The sequence below is a fragment of the Bacillus cereus group sp. BfR-BA-01441 genome, assembly GCF_022663075.1.
GTDB classification, from domain to species: domain Bacteria; phylum Bacillota; class Bacilli; order Bacillales; family Bacillaceae_G; genus Bacillus_A; species Bacillus_A cereus.
The window spans coordinates 1-962 of sequence record NZ_JAKUEU010000220.1 but is presented as its reverse complement, the minus strand read 5'-3'; the positions used below and the strand labels follow the sequence as shown (position 1 = coordinate 962).

The following is a 962-nucleotide window of genomic DNA, read 5'->3' as shown; positions in this document are numbered from 1 at the left end:
GTGGTTTGAATGAAAGAATTTACGGAGTCAATGCCGTTTGTCATTTTCTTTATGTCCGTAACTGTCCTCTTACAATCCTTTACGAATGAACGTGTAACAAATGGATTTTTGCTATTAGTTTTAATGAGCATGGTTGTTACAAATTCGGACAAGTTTATAAAACTATTAAATGAGGTGAGAGTATGACAAAAGTATTCGACATGATCGCGGGGATCGGGATGCTTATTGGTATTTATTTATTCCTAAGCAATGGTAGAGAAACGGTGTCGATCATCGAGGCTATGGGTAAAAATTCAATTGCAGGCATTAAAACATTACAAGGAAGATAGGAGGATTTTACATGGATTACAAACGCGACAATTTAAACCGTCACGCGTTCCAAGCATTGGACAAACCTGTATATGAACCTTCTATCAGATTGAATGTAGAGTTTGACGAATACCTCGGATCTTATGCCTTACTTGTAAAGCACACTGCAAAACAACCGAAAATGGTGGTTGCCGATCCAATAAAAGAGCCGTGGGAGAAAACACGACCAAACTTGCAAAACGAACAAATAAGACGAGAGGATTTCCCGCAAGGTTACTATTTTGGGAATCCAATTATGGGGGTGTAGGGAATGGCTGAATTCGAAAGACTAGACCCTCCTGCAAGTGGTGGGAGTGGCGGAAAACATAAACCGAAGTTTGACAAAAAACAAAAGATGCTATTACTAGGAGGCGGAGTTGCCGTCGTCCTAGTGGCTCTTTTTATGAATAAGGCAAAGCATAGTGGCGGATCGTCACAAGAAGCTGTAGAGGAAGAATTGAAGGATTACTATACAAACTATCCGACACTCGGAAGTCAAAATGCTGTTGTACAAGACGGAATGAACACACTTGTCGGGCGACAAGAAGAATTGCTTAATTCCATTTTAGAAATGCAAGGGAAGAAAGATCCTGCCGAACTAACAAAGATTTATG

At 40.1% G+C, this 962-nt stretch carries 2 protein-coding genes and 1 pseudogene; all 3 read left to right on the top strand.

Annotated features, from left to right (window positions below):
• Positions 1–182 precede the first annotated feature (182 nt).
• Positions 183–329, top strand: a complete 147-nt coding sequence (locus MR107_RS30145; protein WP_000169698.1) for a hypothetical protein — start codon at positions 183–185, stop codon at positions 327–329.
• Positions 330–340: 11 nt separating this feature from the next.
• A complete protein-coding gene (locus tag MR107_RS30140) occupies positions 341–616 on the top strand; it encodes a hypothetical protein (RefSeq protein ID WP_166696247.1) in 276 nt (91 codons plus the stop codon).
• A gap of 3 nt (positions 617–619) precedes the next feature.
• A pseudogene (locus MR107_RS30135) lies at positions 620–962 on the top strand (hypothetical protein); the annotation flags it as partial.

Excerpts from the sequence above, each read along its gene's own strand:
- MR107_RS30140 (WP_166696247.1), top strand. The coding sequence starts at position 341 with ATGGATTACAAACGCGACAATTTAAACCGTCACGCGTTCCAAGCATTG.
- MR107_RS30145 (WP_000169698.1), top strand. The coding sequence starts at position 183 with ATGACAAAAGTATTCGACATGATCGCGGGGATCGGGATGCTTATTGGT.